This is a genomic window from Pseudomonas sp. NBRC 111140 (genome assembly GCF_001320885.1).
Taxonomy (GTDB): domain Bacteria; phylum Pseudomonadota; class Gammaproteobacteria; order Pseudomonadales; family Pseudomonadaceae; genus Aquipseudomonas; species Aquipseudomonas putida_P.
The window spans coordinates 1-16,869 of the sequence record NZ_BCBQ01000040.1 but is presented as its reverse complement, the minus strand read 5'-3'; the positions used below and the strand labels follow the sequence as shown (position 1 = coordinate 16,869).

7 protein-coding genes are annotated in these 16,869 nt (G+C 66.1%); all 7 read right to left on the bottom strand.

From position 1 onward, the window contains the following. Window positions 1-258: 258 nt before the first annotated feature. Window positions 259-993, bottom strand: coding sequence for a YkgJ family cysteine cluster protein (locus APH42_RS14835; RefSeq protein WP_060493621.1), 735 nt, complete (start codon window positions 991-993; stop codon window positions 259-261). After that, window positions 990-1,301 (bottom strand): hypothetical protein, encoded by a 312-nt coding sequence (locus APH42_RS14830; protein ID WP_060493620.1) that lies wholly within the window; start codon window positions 1,299-1,301, stop codon window positions 990-992. Before APH42_RS14830 ends, APH42_RS14835 begins: the two co-directional genes overlap by 4 nt. Window positions 1,302-1,389: 88 nt before the next feature. Beyond that, on the bottom strand, window positions 1,390-2,289 hold the full coding sequence (locus APH42_RS14825) for a chemotaxis protein (protein WP_012270550.1): 900 nt from the start codon (window positions 2,287-2,289) through the stop codon (window positions 1,390-1,392). Window positions 2,290-2,429: 140 nt separating this feature from the next. Then, on the bottom strand, window positions 2,430-3,614 hold the full coding sequence (locus APH42_RS14820; RefSeq protein ID WP_060493619.1) for an HlyD family type I secretion periplasmic adaptor subunit: 1,185 nt from the start codon (window positions 3,612-3,614) through the stop codon (window positions 2,430-2,432). Further along, window positions 3,611-5,779, bottom strand: coding sequence for a type I secretion system permease/ATPase (locus APH42_RS14815; RefSeq protein WP_060493618.1), 2,169 nt, complete (start codon window positions 5,777-5,779; stop codon window positions 3,611-3,613). Before APH42_RS14815 ends, APH42_RS14820 begins: the two co-directional genes overlap by 4 nt. Continuing rightward, window positions 5,776-7,212 carry a TolC family outer membrane protein gene (locus APH42_RS14810; protein ID WP_060493617.1) on the bottom strand — a complete coding sequence of 479 codons (1,437 nt, stop codon included), beginning with the start codon at window positions 7,210-7,212 and terminating at the stop codon, window positions 5,776-5,778. Before APH42_RS14810 ends, APH42_RS14815 begins: the two co-directional genes overlap by 4 nt. A 63-nt stretch (window positions 7,213-7,275) precedes the next feature. Further along, window positions 7,276-16,869: BapA/Bap/LapF family large adhesin (locus APH42_RS14805; protein WP_218187658.1), on the bottom strand; the 9,594-nt coding region annotated here is incomplete at its 5' end.

Genomic DNA, 16,869 nt, shown 5'->3' with positions numbered 1-16,869 from the left:
ACCTTGACCAGGTAGGAGGGAACGGTTGTCGGTACTCAATCTTATAGCCCCCCTACCGGGTCGGCAGCGTGACCGCTGGCTGACAGCGCTGTCAGTTTCGCCTGCCGCAGAATACGATTCCGTGTAGGAGCGGCCTTGTGTCGCGATCGGGCCGCGAAGCGGCCCCGGCAATCTATGGGGTAACGCCGAAATCCGGGGGCTGCTTCGCAGCCCGATCGCGACACAAGGCCGCTCCTACAAGGGGGGCGTGCGTCTTGGCTAGAAACCGATAAAGGCGTAGTACAGCGGGGTTTCGTTGGTCGTGCGCAAACCAAGCCCCTGCAAGCTCCCCGTCAGCGCTTCATCCTGCACATGCAAGGTCCACTGCGCGGCGTCATCTCCCTGCACCTGCGCCAGGGCCGTGGCAAACGCCCCCATGTCTGGCAGGTACGCGGTAAACCCATTGCCCTTGAGCGCACTGGTCGTCATGCCCAGTGCCTGGCACACCGCCACCTTGATGGCAATGTCGTCGCGGTCGGCCTGGCGCGAGGCTTGTACCAGCGCCTTTAGCTCGGCGTCGACCAACTGCGTGCCATGGATTAGCTCCGGGCCCTGTTGCCAGGCCTCCGGCGGGCAGTCCTTGGTGTCCGGGCGTAGCGGAATATGGGGGTTGATTTCCACCGGATAGATGCGACAGACCAGCGGGCGTTGGTCATAGATGGTGCACAGGTCGTTGTCGTCGAGGTTGCGGCAACGCCCAGGGTTGAATGCGGCAAAGGTCACCGAAACGCGTGCCTCGCCGTCGCCGCACTGCACCGGATGGGAACGGCGCAGCACATGATCACGCTGCTCCAGCGGCATACCGGGGCCGTCGGTCACGAAGGCTTCGATCAGCACGATCACCTGGCCTGCATCCTGCGCCCAGCGGCGCGCTTCGGCCAGGGTCAAAGGTACATGGTGCCCGGTGCAGCATTTGCCGCAGCCGGTACAGCCGAAACGCAAGCTGTCGGTCACTTGGCTTCCGGGCTCCATTCGCTGACGAAGGCACGCTGGTGCTGGCGGTCGTACAGGCACAGTTCGGTGCCGGTGCGCTTCTGCATGTGCTTTTGCGGGTACACGCCTTCAATGAGCAGGGCACTCATGGCCACCTGGTCATCGAACTCGGCGGGCTTGCCGCGGGCGTGGGCGTCCTTGAACTGGCTGGCGGCCAAGCAGGCTTTTAGCATCTGCTGGCGCTGCTCGTTCCAGGCCTGGCTGCTTGAGGCCTGGGCAATACCGCTGAAGAGGGCACAGCTGATCAGGATGGCGCTGAAAAACTTCATACGTGATTCCGGCAATTTTCTTGCGAAGGGCGCAAATTATGCCCGACTCACCCCCGACGGCAAGCCGGGGAGATTGTCTCTGAATATATCAGTGCTCGGCGAATACCACGGTACGCGCGGCCACCACCAGACAATCGGTCAGTTCCGGTGAAGAGAACTTGGTAAGGATGGCATTGGCCCCGGCCTGGGTCGCCTTTTCGCTGCTCATGGCACTGTCCAGCGAGGTGTGCAGCAGCACGTACAGGTGCTGGAAGTCGGGTGTTTCACGCAGGGTACGGGTGAAGGCGTAGCCGTCCATTTCGCTCATTTCGATATCGGAGACGATGATGTTGATCTCCTGCGCGGTGCCCTGCAGCTCCAGCAGCACGTTGATGGCATCCTTGGCGCTGCGTGCGGTGTGGCACTCTATGCCCAGGTTGCGAAGGGTGTGCACCGACTGCTGCAGGGCCACCTGGCTGTCGTCCACCACCAGGATGTTGGCGGCGGCCAGCAGGCTTGCGTCTTCTTCGCTCAAGGTGCCGTGCGCAGGCTCCGCCACGGGCGGGGCGATGGCGTGAATGACCTTCTCGATGTCCAGCACCTGCACCAGGGTGTTGTCGACGCGGGTCACGCCGGTGATGAACGAGCGGTTGCCCGAGGCATAGGGCGGCGGTTTGATGTCGGTGCTCAGGCAATGCACGATGCGGCTGACCGCCTGCACATGCAGGCCCTGGCGCGAGCGGCTGATCTCGGTGACGATCAGGCAGCCACCCTGCGGGTCGGCCAGTGGTTGTTCACCGATGGCGCGGGACAGGTCGATGACCGACAGCGAATGGCCGCGCAGGGTTGCCACACCTTTCACATGGGGGTGCGACTCGGGCAGCTTGGTCAGAGACGGGCAGGGAATGATCTCGCTGACCTTGAGCAAGTTGATTGCCATCAGCTTGCCGCTGCGCAGGGTGAACAGCAGCAGGGACAGCGAGTCCGCGCGGGCATTTTGCGTGGCCATGGTGACCTTCGGTGGGGAACAGGGAATAACCGGTTATCGGCCTGTTTGGGTTGGGCTTTAGGGTTGGTGGGATTGTCTTGAGTTTTGTGTTGTTGGGGCGGCGCTCGGTCGCCCCAACAACACAAAACTCAAGGCATGCACTACCGTTCGCGGAGGGCCTCCTTGGCCCGGTTCAGCGGCTTGATCAGGTAATCGAGGATGGTCTTCTCACCGGTGCGGATATCCACCGTGGCAATCATCCCCGGCACGATCGCGAAATGCTTGCCGGCCTTGTTCTGCAAGCTGTCCTGCTCGGTGCGGATGAACACGCGGTAGTAGTAGATCTCCGGCTTCACCTCATCCTGCAGGGTATCCGGCGAAATCCCCACCACCTTGCCATCCAGCCCGCCATACACCGAGTAGTCATAGGCACTGATCTTGACCTTGGCCGCCTGGTCGGGGTGGATGAAGGCGATATCACGCGGGGCGATGCGGGTTTCGATCAACAGGCGCTCGTCCATCGGCACGATTTTCATTACCTGGCCGCCCGGTTGCACCACGCCGCCCAAGGTATTGACTTCGATGTCCTTGACGATGCCGCGCACCGGCGAGCGCAGGGTCAGGCGGGTGAGCGAGTCGCTGCGCCCGCGGATCACTTCCGACAGGCTGTCCGCTTCGGCGCTGGCCTTGGCCAGTTCTTCCCGGGCACGTACCAGGTAGTCGGAGCGGGCTTCGTTGGCCTTGAGCTCGAGCTCTGAACGCTGGCGGTTCAGGCGGATCACCTCGACCCGGCTGGAGGCGCCCATCTTCGCCAGGTTCTCGGTGATCTGCAGCTCGCTGCGCACCAGTTGCAGCGAGTCCTGAATGCCAGCCAGGGTCTGTTCCAGGCCACGGCGTCGGGTCTGGTACAGGGCGGTTTCGGCATCGATCAGGTCGGGAGAGTCGCGCAGGCTTTCCGGGAAGGTCAGCGGTTTGCCGGTCACTTCTGCCTGCAGGCGGGCCTGGCTCGCCTTGGCGGCACGGTACTTGGCTTCGCTTTCGCCAACGCTGGAAGCGGTTTTGGTCGGGTCGAGCTGGGCCAGCACCTGGCCGCGCTCGACCAGGTCGCCTTCGGCCACGCTCATCTGCGCGACGATGCCGCCCTCGAATGACTGGATCACCTGCTCGCGCGAACTGGGGATGACCTTGCCGGTACCGGTGGACACTTCGGTCACCTCGAACCAGGCCGCCCAGGCCAGGAACGCCGCCAGCATCAGCGCGCAAAGGGTGATGATGCGGCCGGCGCGGAATACCGCCTGATCGTCCTGCCCGTCCAGGTAGGAGGCCGGAAGTTCATGGTTGCTCATGCCTGGGCTCCTTGCAGTTTGGCCAGGGCGGCGTCGCGCGCGTCGTCGATGACGATGCGCCCGGCATCCAGCACCAGAATGCGGTCGACCCGTTGCAGCACGCTCAGACGGTGGGTGGCGATCACCAGGGTGCGGCCCTGGCAGAAGCGTTCGAGGTTATCCAGCAGCTTGCGCTCGGTCATGTCGTCCAGCGACGCGGTCGGTTCGTCCAGCAGCAGCACCTGCGGCTGGCGCACCAGCAGGCGCGACAGCACCAGGGCCTGGCGTTGGCCGCCGGACAAGCCCAGGCCGCCTTCGAGGATCAGGTGGTCCATGCCCTTGGGCAGACGGCGGACGAAGTCCAGCGCGCCGGTGGCGGCCAGCGCGGCCACCAGTTCCTGGTCGCTGGCCTGGCCGGCGCCGAGGGTGAGGTTTTCCCGCAGGGTGCCGTGGAACAGCCGCGCGTATTGCGGCAGCAGGCCCACATCACGGCGTAGGTCGGCAGGGTCGAGGTGGGCCATGGCGATGCCGTCCAGGCTGATCTCGCCTTGTACCAGGTCCATGGCCCCGCCCAAGGCTTGCAGCAAGGTCGATTTGCCAGCACCGTTGCGCCCAAGCACGGCAATGCGCTCGCCCGGCTGGATATCCAGCTGGCCGATGTTCAGTACCGGTGGGGACTCTTCGCTGTAGCGGAAGTTGGCCTGGCGCAAGCGGTACTCGCCACGGATGGCCGGCAGGTGCACGCGGGCTTCGCCTTCGGGGTGGTCGACCGGCGACTGCATCAGCTTGTCCAGGCCCTGGAGGGCTACCTTGGCTTGCTGCCAGCGGGTCAGCACATGGGTCAGTTGCGCCAGCGGGGCCATCATCCGCGACGACAGCATCGACGCCGCCACCAGGCTACCGGTCGTGAGGTCGCCGGCGATGACCATGGGTGCACCGATCACGATGACCACGGCGAACACCGCGCCCTGCACGTTCTGCGTCAAGGTCACCAGGCCGTTGGTGAGGGTGCGCAGGCGCAGGTTGGTGTGCGCGCAAGCCGCGTTGTACTGGTTCCACTGCCGCTCGAAGCGTGCCTCGGCCTGCAGTGCCTTGATCTCGTCCAGGCCCTGGATGCTCTCTACCAGCATGGCGTTGCGCAGCGCCGACTCGCGCATCGAGGCATTGGCCAGCCGTGCCAGGCGCCGTTGCGCGAGCAACCCGGGCAGGACCATGGCCAGCAACGCGACCAGTGGGATGAACACCAGCACGCCGCCGATCAGCCAGAACACCAACAGGAACAGCAGAAAGAACGGCAGATCGGCCAGCGCCGTGGCGGTGCTTGAGGTGATCAGATCGCGGATCGACTCCAGTTCGCGCAGTTGCGAGATGAACGAGCCAGTGGATTTCGGCCGCACCGAGTTGCGCAGGCGCAGGGCATGCCCGTAGACCAGGTCGCTTACTCGCAAGTCGGCGCGTTTGCCGAGCAGGTCGGTCACCTTCAGCCGCAGCAGGCGCATGCTGAAGTCGAACACCAGTGCCAGCACCACGCCACCAAACAGCACGTAAAGGGTTGGCAGGGATTCGGCCGGGATCACCCGGTCGTACACCTGCATCGAGAACAGCACCCCGGCCAGCGCCAGCACGTTGGCCACCAGCGAGGCGACCATCACCTGGCCATAGGGGCGCAGGTCGCGCAGCACGATGCGGGCGAACCAGTGGCGGTCGTAGGGCGCGGTGTAGTCGTCGGTGCGCACGTCACGCAGCGGCCTTGCCGGGCGCAGCAGGGCAACGCGGTTGATGCGGCCCTTGAGGGTGTCGCGTGGCAGGCGCGAGGTCAGGCCCTGGTCGCCGGCGAACACCACCGCCACGTCGTCCTCTTCGGTCACCGACTCGACCACTGCCAGCTGGCCATCGTCCAGCTCCAGCACCAGTGGCGTGCGCCATTGCCGCAGGCCCTTGGTATCGAAGCGCACGAAGCGCAGGGCCAGCCCGGCCTGACGGGCCATGTGCCGGAGGATTTCGTCCAGTGGGCGAGCATCCTCCACGGCGGCCAGGCGAATGCGCTGGGGCGACACGTCCAGGCGGTAGTGGTGTGCGACCTGAAGCATCACTTCCAGCCACGGCCCAAGGTCTGGCCGATGAGCTTCTTCGGCCGCTGGGGCAGGCGCCTGGTTGGGCAGGGTTACATTGATCGGATCGCTCATGGCTGGATCTCCACACCTTGCAGGTTGCGCCCCTCAAGGCCAAAGGCCGTGCGCAGGGCGCCGGTGTTGTACAGGCAGTCGACATCCAGGCGCAGCAGGTCGGAGCGGGTGCCGGCAAGTTCGAAGCGTGACTGGTAGATCTCCTGCTCGGCGTTGAGCAGGTCGAGCAGTGGCCGCGTGCCCAGGTCCAGGTATTGGCGGCCGTAAAGCATGCGTGCTTCCTGGATGCTGACCTGGCGCGCTTCCAGCGACGTCAGCCGGCGGCCCAGCCCGGAGGTTTGCGCCATGGCCTCGGCCAGGCCCCGACGCGCCTGCAGGCGTGCTGCATCTTCGGCGGAATCGGCGGCGGTCAGCGCATGGCCGGCAGCGCGGGTGCGGGCACTGATGGCACCGCCCTGGTAAATGGGCACTTCGACGTTCAGGTAGATGCCCGCCTGGGTGCGGTCCATGCGTGAGTTGTCGCGGTTGTAGTCGTTGTCCAGGTAATGGTTGACCTGCGGTTGCAACGACACCGTCGGGTAGGCTTCCGCCTTGGCCTGGGCCAGCTCGGCCTGGCCTTGGGCGCGCTGGGCCAGGGCCATCAGCACCGCAGGCAGGCGGTCATCGCCCTGCGCGGGGCGCTTGCAGGCCTGGTTCAGCTCGGCGGGTGAATCCTCGGTCAGAGCTGGTGGGGTAACACGCCCCATCAGCGCCGCCAGGGTCGAGCGCCAGCGCTCGTACTGCGACTGGTACTCCTCGAGCGTGGCGCGGGCGCTTTCCACACGAGATTCGGCCTGCACCACGTCGGAACGGGTGCTGGCGCCCATGTCGCTGCGCTGGCGGGCCATGCCGGCAATGTCGCCAACCCCGCGAACCTGGTCGCGGGCGATGGTCATCAGTTGCTCGTAGCGGCGGGTTTCGATCCAGGCATAGGCGGTGTCGCGAGCCAGTTCGTCGACCACCAGCAGGATATTGGCCTGGGCGCGAGCGGCGGCGGCCTGGGCCGCGCTGACGGCGCTGTCGACCTTGCCGAAGTCATAGAGCATTTGCTTGAGCGACAGGTTCAAGGCCTGGCTGTTGCGGTCGCCGCCGTAGCCGGTGTCATAACCGGTGCGGATACCGCCGGAAATTTGCGGGTAGTACCCGGCGCGGGCGACGTTGATGCCTTCGCCCTGCTTGTACAGGTTGCCGACGGCCTCGGCAATGCTTGGGTGCCACTGTGCGGCCTGCAGCACCGCATCGGTCAGCCCCAGGCGCTCGCCGCTGGCGACCGGGGCCATGCCGATGGGCGGGCGGGCGGGCACCGCTTCGGGCGCATCGCGTAACAGCGATGGCCCGATCTGGCGTAGTTGGGGGTCTATGTCATCGGCTGCGTGGGCAACCGGGTGGAAGTCAAGGGCCAGGAGCCCGAAGGCTCCCAGCAACAGCGGTGACAGCGGACTGCTTCGCTTCACATAGTTCCCTTACTGCTGGTCGTCCATGCCGCCGGGCATAGGCTCGGCGGGTTTGCAGCGGCTTCAGACCACATGGATACCGTTCTGTACCCACAGGTGATGGCTTGGATCCTCCTGAGCCGTGTATTGGTTATAGTCGATGCCGTCGACGGTTTGGTTCCCGACCAGCGTCCAGTTGTCCGTCATGTGAACCGAGTCTTTGTCGTCCCCCTTGATGACCAGGGTGTCGGTGCCGGTTTCGGTGATTGCCACCACGTCCGCCAGGTTGAGGGTCAGCGCCACCGAGCTGGTGTCGTTGAGGTCGATGATTTCGATGTCGTGCACCCGCCCGGCCAGGTTGCCCAGGTCGATGCTGGCATCACCGCCGCCCCACAGGAGGGTGTCGGTCCCCGTGCCGCCGTCAACGCTGGCGAAGTTCTGGTCGACCACCACCAGCGTGTCGTCACCCGCACCACCCTGCAGGGTGATGTGGCCACCCTGGCTGCCATCGAGGTGGTCGTTGCCGTCGGTGCCGGCGATCACATCGGTGGCGGCTGCCAGGCTGGCCAGCGCCACGGCTTCGTCACCGCTGTCGGCCAGCAGCGATGTAGTCGTGACCAGGCCGGCGGCATTGTCCAGGTTGATGGTCAGCGTTGCGGTGTCGGTGGTGCCGTTGGGGTGGGTCAGCTCGTAGGTGAAGGTGTCATGCTGGCCGACCGCCGCCGAGGTGAGCCCCGCGTTGAGGGTGTAGGTGTAACTGCCGTCGGCATGCACCAGCAAGGTGCCATAGGTGCCGGCAACGCTCACCCCGTTGTAGCCCGGGATGGTGTAGGTGTTGGCCGCTGTCAGCACGCTCAGCACGGTCAGTGCCGAACCTACGTTGTCGTCAGTCAGCAGGTTACCGGTAGCTGCCGTTGCACCACTGACCACGAACTCGGTCAGGTGCGTGGTGGTGGCGTTCAGGCTGGTGGTGATGGAGCTGAGCAGGCCGATGCCGCCGGCGGTGACACGTACGTGGTAGGTGCCGGCCCCCTGGTTCTGGAAGGTATAGCCGGCGCCGCCACCCAGCAGGCTGATCAGCGAACCACCCGGCACCGACTGCACCAGCACGTACTGGCCGGTGGCCGGGTTGAGCTTGAGCAGTTCGATGGTGGTGCCGTTGAGCAAGCTCAACAGGTTGGTGGAGTTGACCACCACCTGTAGGTTTGCGGTGGTATCGGCGGCCACCGTGGTGGTGTAGGTCGCCTGGCGCGAACCAACCAAGGGCAGGCTCAGCGAACCCAGCGTACTGCTGCTGGTGTCCACCCGGTTGGCCAGGGTGAGGTGGCTGAAGCCGACATCGTTGACCGCGTCGACCACCGTGGCGGGCGCTGCGTAGTTGATGTTGCTCCACACCTCGTTGGCCTGCGGGCTGTCGATACGCACGTACAGGTTGGCGGTATCGGACAGGCCGTTCGGGTGCACCAGTTGGTAGCTGAACACGTCTACCTTGCCGACGCTGTTCGGGCTGCCGTTCGGCGTGTAGGTGTAGCTGCCGTCGGCACTGATCACCAGGGTGCCATACAGGCCCTGCACCGTGGTGGACGTACCGGCCGAGACGTAGCTGCCGTTCTTCAACACTTGCAGCACGGCGGCGCTGTCCGGGCCACGGGCGTCCACGGCGCCGTCGGTGCCCACATCGGTGATGACGTTGCCCGAGGTGGCAGTGCCGGTGCCGGTGAACTGGGTCAGGCTGGTGGAGGTGATGTCCAGCGAGGTGGTGACGTTGGTGACCAGGCCAATGCCGCCACTGCCGACTGTCAGGCGGTAGTCACCGGCTTGCAGCACGCCGATATCCACCTGCAGGCCAAGCGGCAGCACGATCAGGTCGAGCAGCCCCTGGGTGTTGCCGGTGGCGATGGTCACCCAGGCGCCGCTGGCGTCTTTCACCTGCAGGGTGAAGCTGGAGTTGTTGAGCAGGGCCAGCACGCTGTTGGTGGTCAGTGTCAGGGTCGGGTCGGCCGTGGTACCGGCCGCCACCGTCCAGGTGTAGGTCTTGGTGAAGCCAGACAGCAGCGTGGTGAAGCTGTCGGTGTAGGTCTTGGTGGCGGTGACCGGTGCCAGGTTGACCGTGGCCGTGGCCAGGTTGTCGCTGGCGATGACCGGCGCGTTGGCATCCACATCCGGCGCGGTGACGTTGACGTTGCCCGACACGTTGCCGCGCGGGTCGCTGAGGGTCACCGAGACGACCTGGCCGTTGTCCTGAGGCGGGCTCAGGGTCACGCTGAAGGTACCGTTGGCCTGCACCGTTGCGGTTTGCAGCACGGTACCGCTGGCGCTGCGTACGGTCACGGTGGCACCCACTTCGCCAGTACCGGTGAGGGTACTGCCGTCGGCACTGAACAGCAGGTTGCCGGCAGCCGCAGGCGGGGTCAGGTCCGGTGCGGTCAGCCCCGTGCTGGTGGACACGTTGCCGGCGCTGTCGGTGAGGGTGACGCTCAGCGCCTGGTTGTCGATCTGCGCCGCCGTCAGGCTGACCACGAACAGGCCGTTGCTGCCCACCGTCGCGGTTCCCAGCACGGTGCCGGCGCTGTTGCGCACGGTGACCGTGCTGCCGATCTGGCCAGAACCACTGACCGCGGTGCCGTTGGCGTTGATGGTGGCCAGCGGGGCGGCGGGCGGGGTGGTGTCCGGTGCGGTCAAGCTGGTGCTGGCCGACAAATTGCCCGCAGCGTCCGACTGGCGCACTACCAGCAATTGCCCGTCGTTCTGTGGCGACGTCAGCGTAATGCTGAAGGTGCCATTGGCGAGGACCACGCCAGTACCGACCTGACCGCTCGGGCCTTGGACCGTGACGATCGCGCCTGCTTCGCCGTTACCGGTGAGTACGGTACCCGCGCCGTTGATGGTGACGTTGTTCGGCGCGGCAGGTGGCTGCAGGTCGGCGGCGGTGTAGCTGGTACTGCCGGACACATTGCCCGCGGCGTCAGCCTGGCTCACGCCCAGTACCTGGCCGTTGAGTTGCGCGGCGTTCAGGTTGACGGTGAACACGCCTCCGCCATTCACCAGCGCGGTGCCGAGCACGTTGTTGCTGGCGTCGCGCACTGTCACCGTGGCACCGGCTTCACCCGTGCCGGTCAGCACCAGGCCATTGATGGACAAGCCGGTCACCAGCGGATTGGCCGGTGGTGTAATGTCAGTCGCTTGCAGGAAGACCGGCTGCGATTCGCCGCCCAGCAGCGATACTGCCGTCACCGAGATGTGTTGGCCATTGAGCTGTGCCGCATTCAGCGTCAAGGTGAAGGTGCCGCCGAGGTTAGCCACGCCTGAGCCGATCAGGTTGCCTGCGGCATCGTAGACGCGAATGCTTGCGCCGGTAGTTGCACTGCCCGTCAAGGTCAGGCCGTTGCCGCCCAGTATCACGTTGGTAGGTGGCTCCGGTGGCGGGATCAGCGGGGTGACATACGATGCGACCGCAGACGTGTTGATACCGTCGGACTGCGTCACTGTCAGGGTTGCGGCTGAGCCCGGTGTTGGCGAAAGCGCTACTTGGAAGTTGCCAGCGGCATCCACCACGCCCGTCCCAATCACGACGCCGCCGAAACTGACGGTAACTGTGGCATTGGCTTCGCCCTTGCCAGTCAGCACGTTATAGGCGTTGTTGATCGCCAGGTTGGTTACCACGTCGGGTGGCGAGGTGTCATTGGTCTGGTAGGGGACAGCCACCGAAGCATTGCCGGCATCGTCCGTGGATACCACCGTCAGCAGCTGGCCGTTGTTCTGCGCCGGGCTGATCGGCACCGTGAACTGGCCGTTTTCACCGACTTCCACCGTGCCTACGATGTTGTTGTTCGGGCCACGTACCGTGATGGTGGTGCCGGCTTCGGCCGTACCCGTCATCGACGTACCTGCAGGGTTGAGCAGCAGGTTGGTCGGCTGCACGGGTGGCGTCAGGTCTGGCGCAGTCACTGTCAGTGGCGCCGACGGGTTGCCGGTGGCGTCCTGGGCGATGATGGTCAGTGTCTCGCCGTTGATTTGCGGGCGGTTCAGGTCAAGGACGAAGGTGCCGTCCGGGTCGACCGTCACCTGGCCGAGCAGGTCGCCATTGTTGTTGATCACGGTGACGCGGGTGCCGGCTTCAGCGGTACCCACCACTTGTGTGCCGCCGTCGTTGATGGACGCAATCACGGTGGCCGGTGGCGTGGTGTCAACCGCCGTGACCGAACTGATTGGCGAGACGTTGCCGGCGGCATCGGTCAGGGTCACTTGCAGAACCTGGCCATTGAGCTGCGCTGTCGTCAGCTCGACCACGAAGGTGCCATTGGCTGCCACCACGGCGGTACCGATCTGCGTAGTGCCGACGTACACGCGCACCGTGGCGCCCACTTCGCCGACACCACCCAGTTCATCGCCCGCTGCATTGAGCCGCAGCTCGGTTGCCGCGGTAGGCGGCGTAAGGTCCGGCGCCTGCACATTGACCGGCAGGCTGACGTTGCCAGGTGGGTCGGCCTGCAGCACCGACAGTGTCTGATTGTTGATTTGTGCAGGAGACAGTTCGACGTGGAAGCTGCCGTCGGCAAGCACGGTGCCCGTGCCCAATACGACCCCCGCGGCGTTGCTGACGATCACCGTCGCACCGGCTTCGCCCAAGCCGCTGACCACGCTGCCGTCGGCATTGATCACCACTTGGGTGAGCGGCGCCGGTGGGGTGAAGTCCGGGGTCTGCAGGGTGGCCACTGGCGACACGTTGCCGGCCGCATCGGCCTGGGTGAAGCTGAGCAGCTCGGCGTTGCCCAGCGCAGGGTTCAGCGTGATGGTGAAGTGGCCGCTGGCATCGACGGTGGCACTGCCAATGGCCTCGCCTGCCGGGTTGGTCACGGTTACCAGCGCGCCAGCTTCGCCGCGCCCGGTGAGGGTGACGCCATCACCGGAAACGGCCAGTTCGCTGGGTGCTGTTGGTGGTGTGGTATCGGGGGCGGTAATGGCGCTGGCGGCAGACTGGTTGCCAGCGGCGTCCGTCAGCACCACTTGCACCTGTTGGCCGTTGGCTTGAGGCGAGGTGAAGTTGACCTGGAAGGTACCATCGGCTCGCACCGTGGCATTGCCCAGCACCGTGCCATCGGCGGCGATAACACGCACAGCCGCACCCGCTTCGCCGGTGCCATTGAGCAGGCTGCCACCCCCGGCAAAAGCCAGGTTGCCAGCAGCATCCGGCGCGACGCGGTCAGGGGCTGTCAGGCTGACGCTATTGGACTCGTTGCCGGCCACATCGGCTTGGCTGGCGCTGAGCTGTTCGCCGTTGATCTGCGCAGCGCTCAGGTTGACGCTGAAGTTGCCGTTGGCGTCGACCAGGGCGGTACCCAGGTCGATACCGCCTTCGCCAATCACGGTAACGGTCGCGCCTGCCTCACCGTGGCCACTGAGCACCAGGCCGTCGTTGGACAGCACCAGGTTGGTCAGTGGTTGCGGCGCCGTGGTGTCCGGCGCCTGCAAGGTAGCCGGCAGCGAAACTGCGCCGTCACTGCCGGTGGCGTTCACTTGCAACACTTCGCCATTGGCCTGGGCACTGCCCAGGTTGACAGTGAAGGTGCCGTCGTTGGCGACCGGGCTGCTGCCCAGCAGTACGCCATTGGGGCCATACACCTTGACCGTGCTACCCGCTGCGGCGGTGCCGGTCACCGACAGGCCGTCGGCCGCCAGTACCAGGTTGTCCGGTGTGGCCGGTGCCAGCACGCCCGGCGCGGTGACGCTTTGCGCAGGGGAAACGTTCTGTGCAGCATCGGTTTGAACCACGCTGAGGCTTTCACCCGTGATCGCGGCCGGCGACAAGGTCACGCTGAAGTGACCGTCCGCCGCGACCGTGGCGTTGCCCAGCACGGTACCGTCCGGTGCCCGTACGGTAACCGTTGCGCCTGCCTCGCCGTTGCCTGTCAGGGTGACGCCATTGGCGGAGACCGCCAGGTTGGTCACGGCTGCTGGCGGCGTGGTATCGGCGGCGGTGTAAGGCGCGGCCGTCGACACGTTGCCGGCGACGTCAGTGGCGGTCACTTGCAGGGTCTGGCCATTGGTCTGGGCGCTGTTCAGGGTGACCTGGAAAGTGCCGTTGCTGCTGGCTAACGCAGTGCCCAGCACATTGCCGCTGGCATCGCGCACGGTCACGGTGCTGCCGGCCTCGGCGTTACCGGTCAGTTGCAGCCCGGTACCGGACAGGGCCAGGGCTGTCGGCGCCGCAGGTGGGGTGAAGTCCGGCGCGGTGACGGCCACGGGGGTGGAGGTGTTGTTGCCCGCGTCGGTCTGGGTGACGCTCAGGTGCTGGGCGTTGAGCTGGGCGCTGTTGAGGGTAAGGGTAAAGCTGCCATTGGCTGCCACCAGGCCGGTGCCGATGATGGTGCCGTCCGGGCCGCGAACGGTGACCGTGGCGCCGGCTTCGCCCAGGCCAGTCAGGGTCAGGCCGTTGTTGTTCAGCGCCACGTTGGTCAGCGGCGCTGGCGGGGTGAGGTCCGGGGTTGGCACGTTGATCGCTGGCGAAGTGTTGCCGGCGGCATCCACTTGCGTAACGCCGATGGGCTGGCCGCTGGTTTGCGGGGTGTCGAAGGTCACCGTGAAGCGACCGTCGGCGCCCACCGTGGCGGTTCCGAGCACGGTGCCGGCGGCGTTGCGTACCTGCACGGTAGCGCCCACTTCACCGCTGCCGGACAGCTGCCGGCCGTCCTGGCTCAACAGCGGGTTACTGATGGCCGCGGGTGGCGTGCGGTCTGGCGTGGCCAGGCTGGCCGGGCCGGACACGTTGCCCGCAGCATCGCTGAGGGTGACTTGCAGCGGGCTGCCGGTGACCTGCGCGCTGGGCAGGGTGATCTGGAACTGGCCGCTCTGGTTGACCGTGCCTGTGGCCAGGATGGCACCACTGGCATCGCGTACGGTAACGCTGGCACCGGCTTCGCCCTGGCCGCTGAGCACGGTGGCTGCGCTGTTGAGGCTCAGGTTGCTGGCCGCCAGCGGTGCTTGCAGGTCGGGTGCCTGTAGGGTGGCCGCGAGCGAAACGTTACCTGCAGCGTCGGCCTGGGTGACGATCAGGTTCTGTCCATTGGCCACAGCTGGCGAGAAACTGATGCTGAACAGGCCGTTGCTGCCGACGGTGGTAGTCCCCAGCAAAGTGCCTTGCGCGTCTGTCACGCGCACGGTTGCGCCCACTTCGCCCTGACCGGTCAGCGTGCTGCCGGTGGCGTTGAGGTTTACCTGGGTCGGTGCGTTCGGTGCCGTGGTGTCGTTGGCCACGATGATGGCTGGCACCGAAGGCAGGCCATCGACGGTAACCTTGGCACTGACCTGCAAGGTCTGGGCATTGAGCTGGGCATTCTGGAAGAACACTCGGAAGGTGCCGTCGCTGCCGACCGTGGCGGTGCCCAGGGTGACGTCCCCGGAGGTCACGGTTATCAGCGAGCCGACCGTGCCCTGGCCGGTCAGCAGGAAGCCGTCGGCGCTGATGGAGAGGGCCGACGGCGTGGCCGCTTCGGTACCGGCCGGGCCAGCCAGCGATACTTCGGGCGATTGGTTGCCGGTAGGGTCGATCACGACCACATCGACCGTTTCGCCTGTCGTCAGCGGTGGGTCGACCTCTACCACGAAGGTGCCGTCCGGCCCCACGGTTGCCGTACCGCGCACGGTGTCATCCGGGTTGCGGATTTCCACTGTGCTGCCAGGCTCGGCGGTGCCGCCGACCGTGCTGCCGTCCGGGCTCACGGTGAGGCCGGTCGCAGGTTTCGGGTTGGTTGTGTCAGGGGCGGTGACAGGGACCGGCGCCGAGCTGTTACCGGCTGCGTCGGTCACCACCACGGTCACGGTCTGGCCATTGTTTTGCGGGGTATTCAGCGGCACGCTGAAACTGCCGTCCGGGTTGACCGCGACGGTGACCACATTGCCGGCCCCATCGCTCACGGTCACCGAGGTGGCGCCAGGTGCGTTACCAGTGACAGCCGTGCCATCGCCGCTGACGGCCACGTCGGTGGGCAGTGCCGGTGGCGTGATGTCCGGTGCATTGATCTGGCCGGGCTGCGATACATTGCCAGCCACATCGGTCAGGGTCACGTTGAGGGCCTGGCCGTCCAGCTGGGCGGGCGACAGTGGCACTGTGAAGCTTCCGCCTACGGGTACCACGATGGTGCCTACCAGCGTGCCATCGGTAAGCCGCACTTCAACCGTGGCGCCTGCTTCACCGGTACCCTGGATGGCACTGCCGCCTGGGGTGATGGTGAGCCCGGCCGGCGCGTTTGGCGCCGTGCTGTCGTCAGCGGTGAAACTGGCCGAGGGCGAGGCATTGCCGCCGCCATCGATCAGCACCACGGACAATACTTCGCCGTTGGTCTGGGCGGGACTAAGCGGCACTTCGAATGTGCCGCCTGCACCCACCTGGATGGTACCCAGCAAATCGCCTGCAGCGTTGCGTACCTCTACGGTGCTGCCAGCTTCGCCTTGGCCGCTGAGCAGTGTGCCGGTAGGGTCAAGGCCCAGGCCTTGCGCCGGCAGTGGCGCCTCGAGGTCAGGCGCGGTAACGGTGCCCGAGAGTGAGCCGTTGCCCGTATTGTCCGCTTGAGTGACAGACAGCGTCTGGCCGTTGAGCTGCGGCGGGTCGATTGTCACCTGGAAGGTGCCATCGGGCTGGACCGTTGCGGTGCCCAGTACTGCGCCGCCAGTGCCGGTTACGGTCACCTGTGCACCTGGCTCGCCGCTGCCGCTCAGGCTGCTGCCGTCGCTAGCCAGGATCAGGCCGGTGGGTATATCGGGAGCCTGCGTATCCGGTGCCGCCAAGTCGACCGCCGCCGAAAGGTTGCCGGCTGCGTCGCGTTGCTCCACGGTCAGTGCCTGGCCGTTGGTCTGCGGCGTGTCGAGGGTGATTTCGAACGCGCCACCAGCGCCGACCAGCGTGCTGCCCAGTACGCTGCCATCTGGCCCGCGCACGGTAACGGTGGCGCCCGGTTCGCCGTTGCCGGTGACCGTGGTGCCGGTGCCGTCGATGGCAGGGCTGGTGACCACTTGCGGTGGGGTTGAGTCCGGTGCGGTGAAGTTCACCGGCCCGGCGCTATTGCCCTGGGTGTCGGTGGCTTCGACAGTCAGGCTTTCGCCATTGCGCTGTGCTGCATTGAGGGTGACATCGAAGCGGCCGTCGCCGCCCACGGTGGCGGTGCCGAGCACGTTGCCGTTGGCGTCGCGCACGGTGACGATGGAACCGCTTTGACCTTGGCCGGTGAGGTGAAGGCCAGCGGTATCGATGGCCAGCCCCGAGGGTTGCAGCGGGCCATCGGTGTCGGGCGCGACGATGGTGGCGGTCGAGCTGTTGCCGGCAGCGTCGCGCAGTACCACGTCCAGCTCCTGGCCGTCGGTCTGCGGCGGGGTCAGGACCACGCTGATCACGCCATCGGCACCGACCTGGGCGTTGCCCAGCACGGTACCGTCGGCGCTGATGACCTGCACGGTGGTGCCCGGTTCGCCACGGCCGGTGAGCAGGCCGCCATCGGCGCTCAGTTGCAGGTCGCTGGCCTCATTGGGCGGGGTGATGTCGGGGGCGGTGATCGGGGTAGGCAGCGAACTGTTGCCAGCGCCATCGACCGCCACGACAGCCAGAGCCTCGCCGTTGGCCTGGGCTGGGGTCAGGCCGATGGTGAAACTGCCATCCGGTGCGACGATGACGCTGCCGATCAGGTT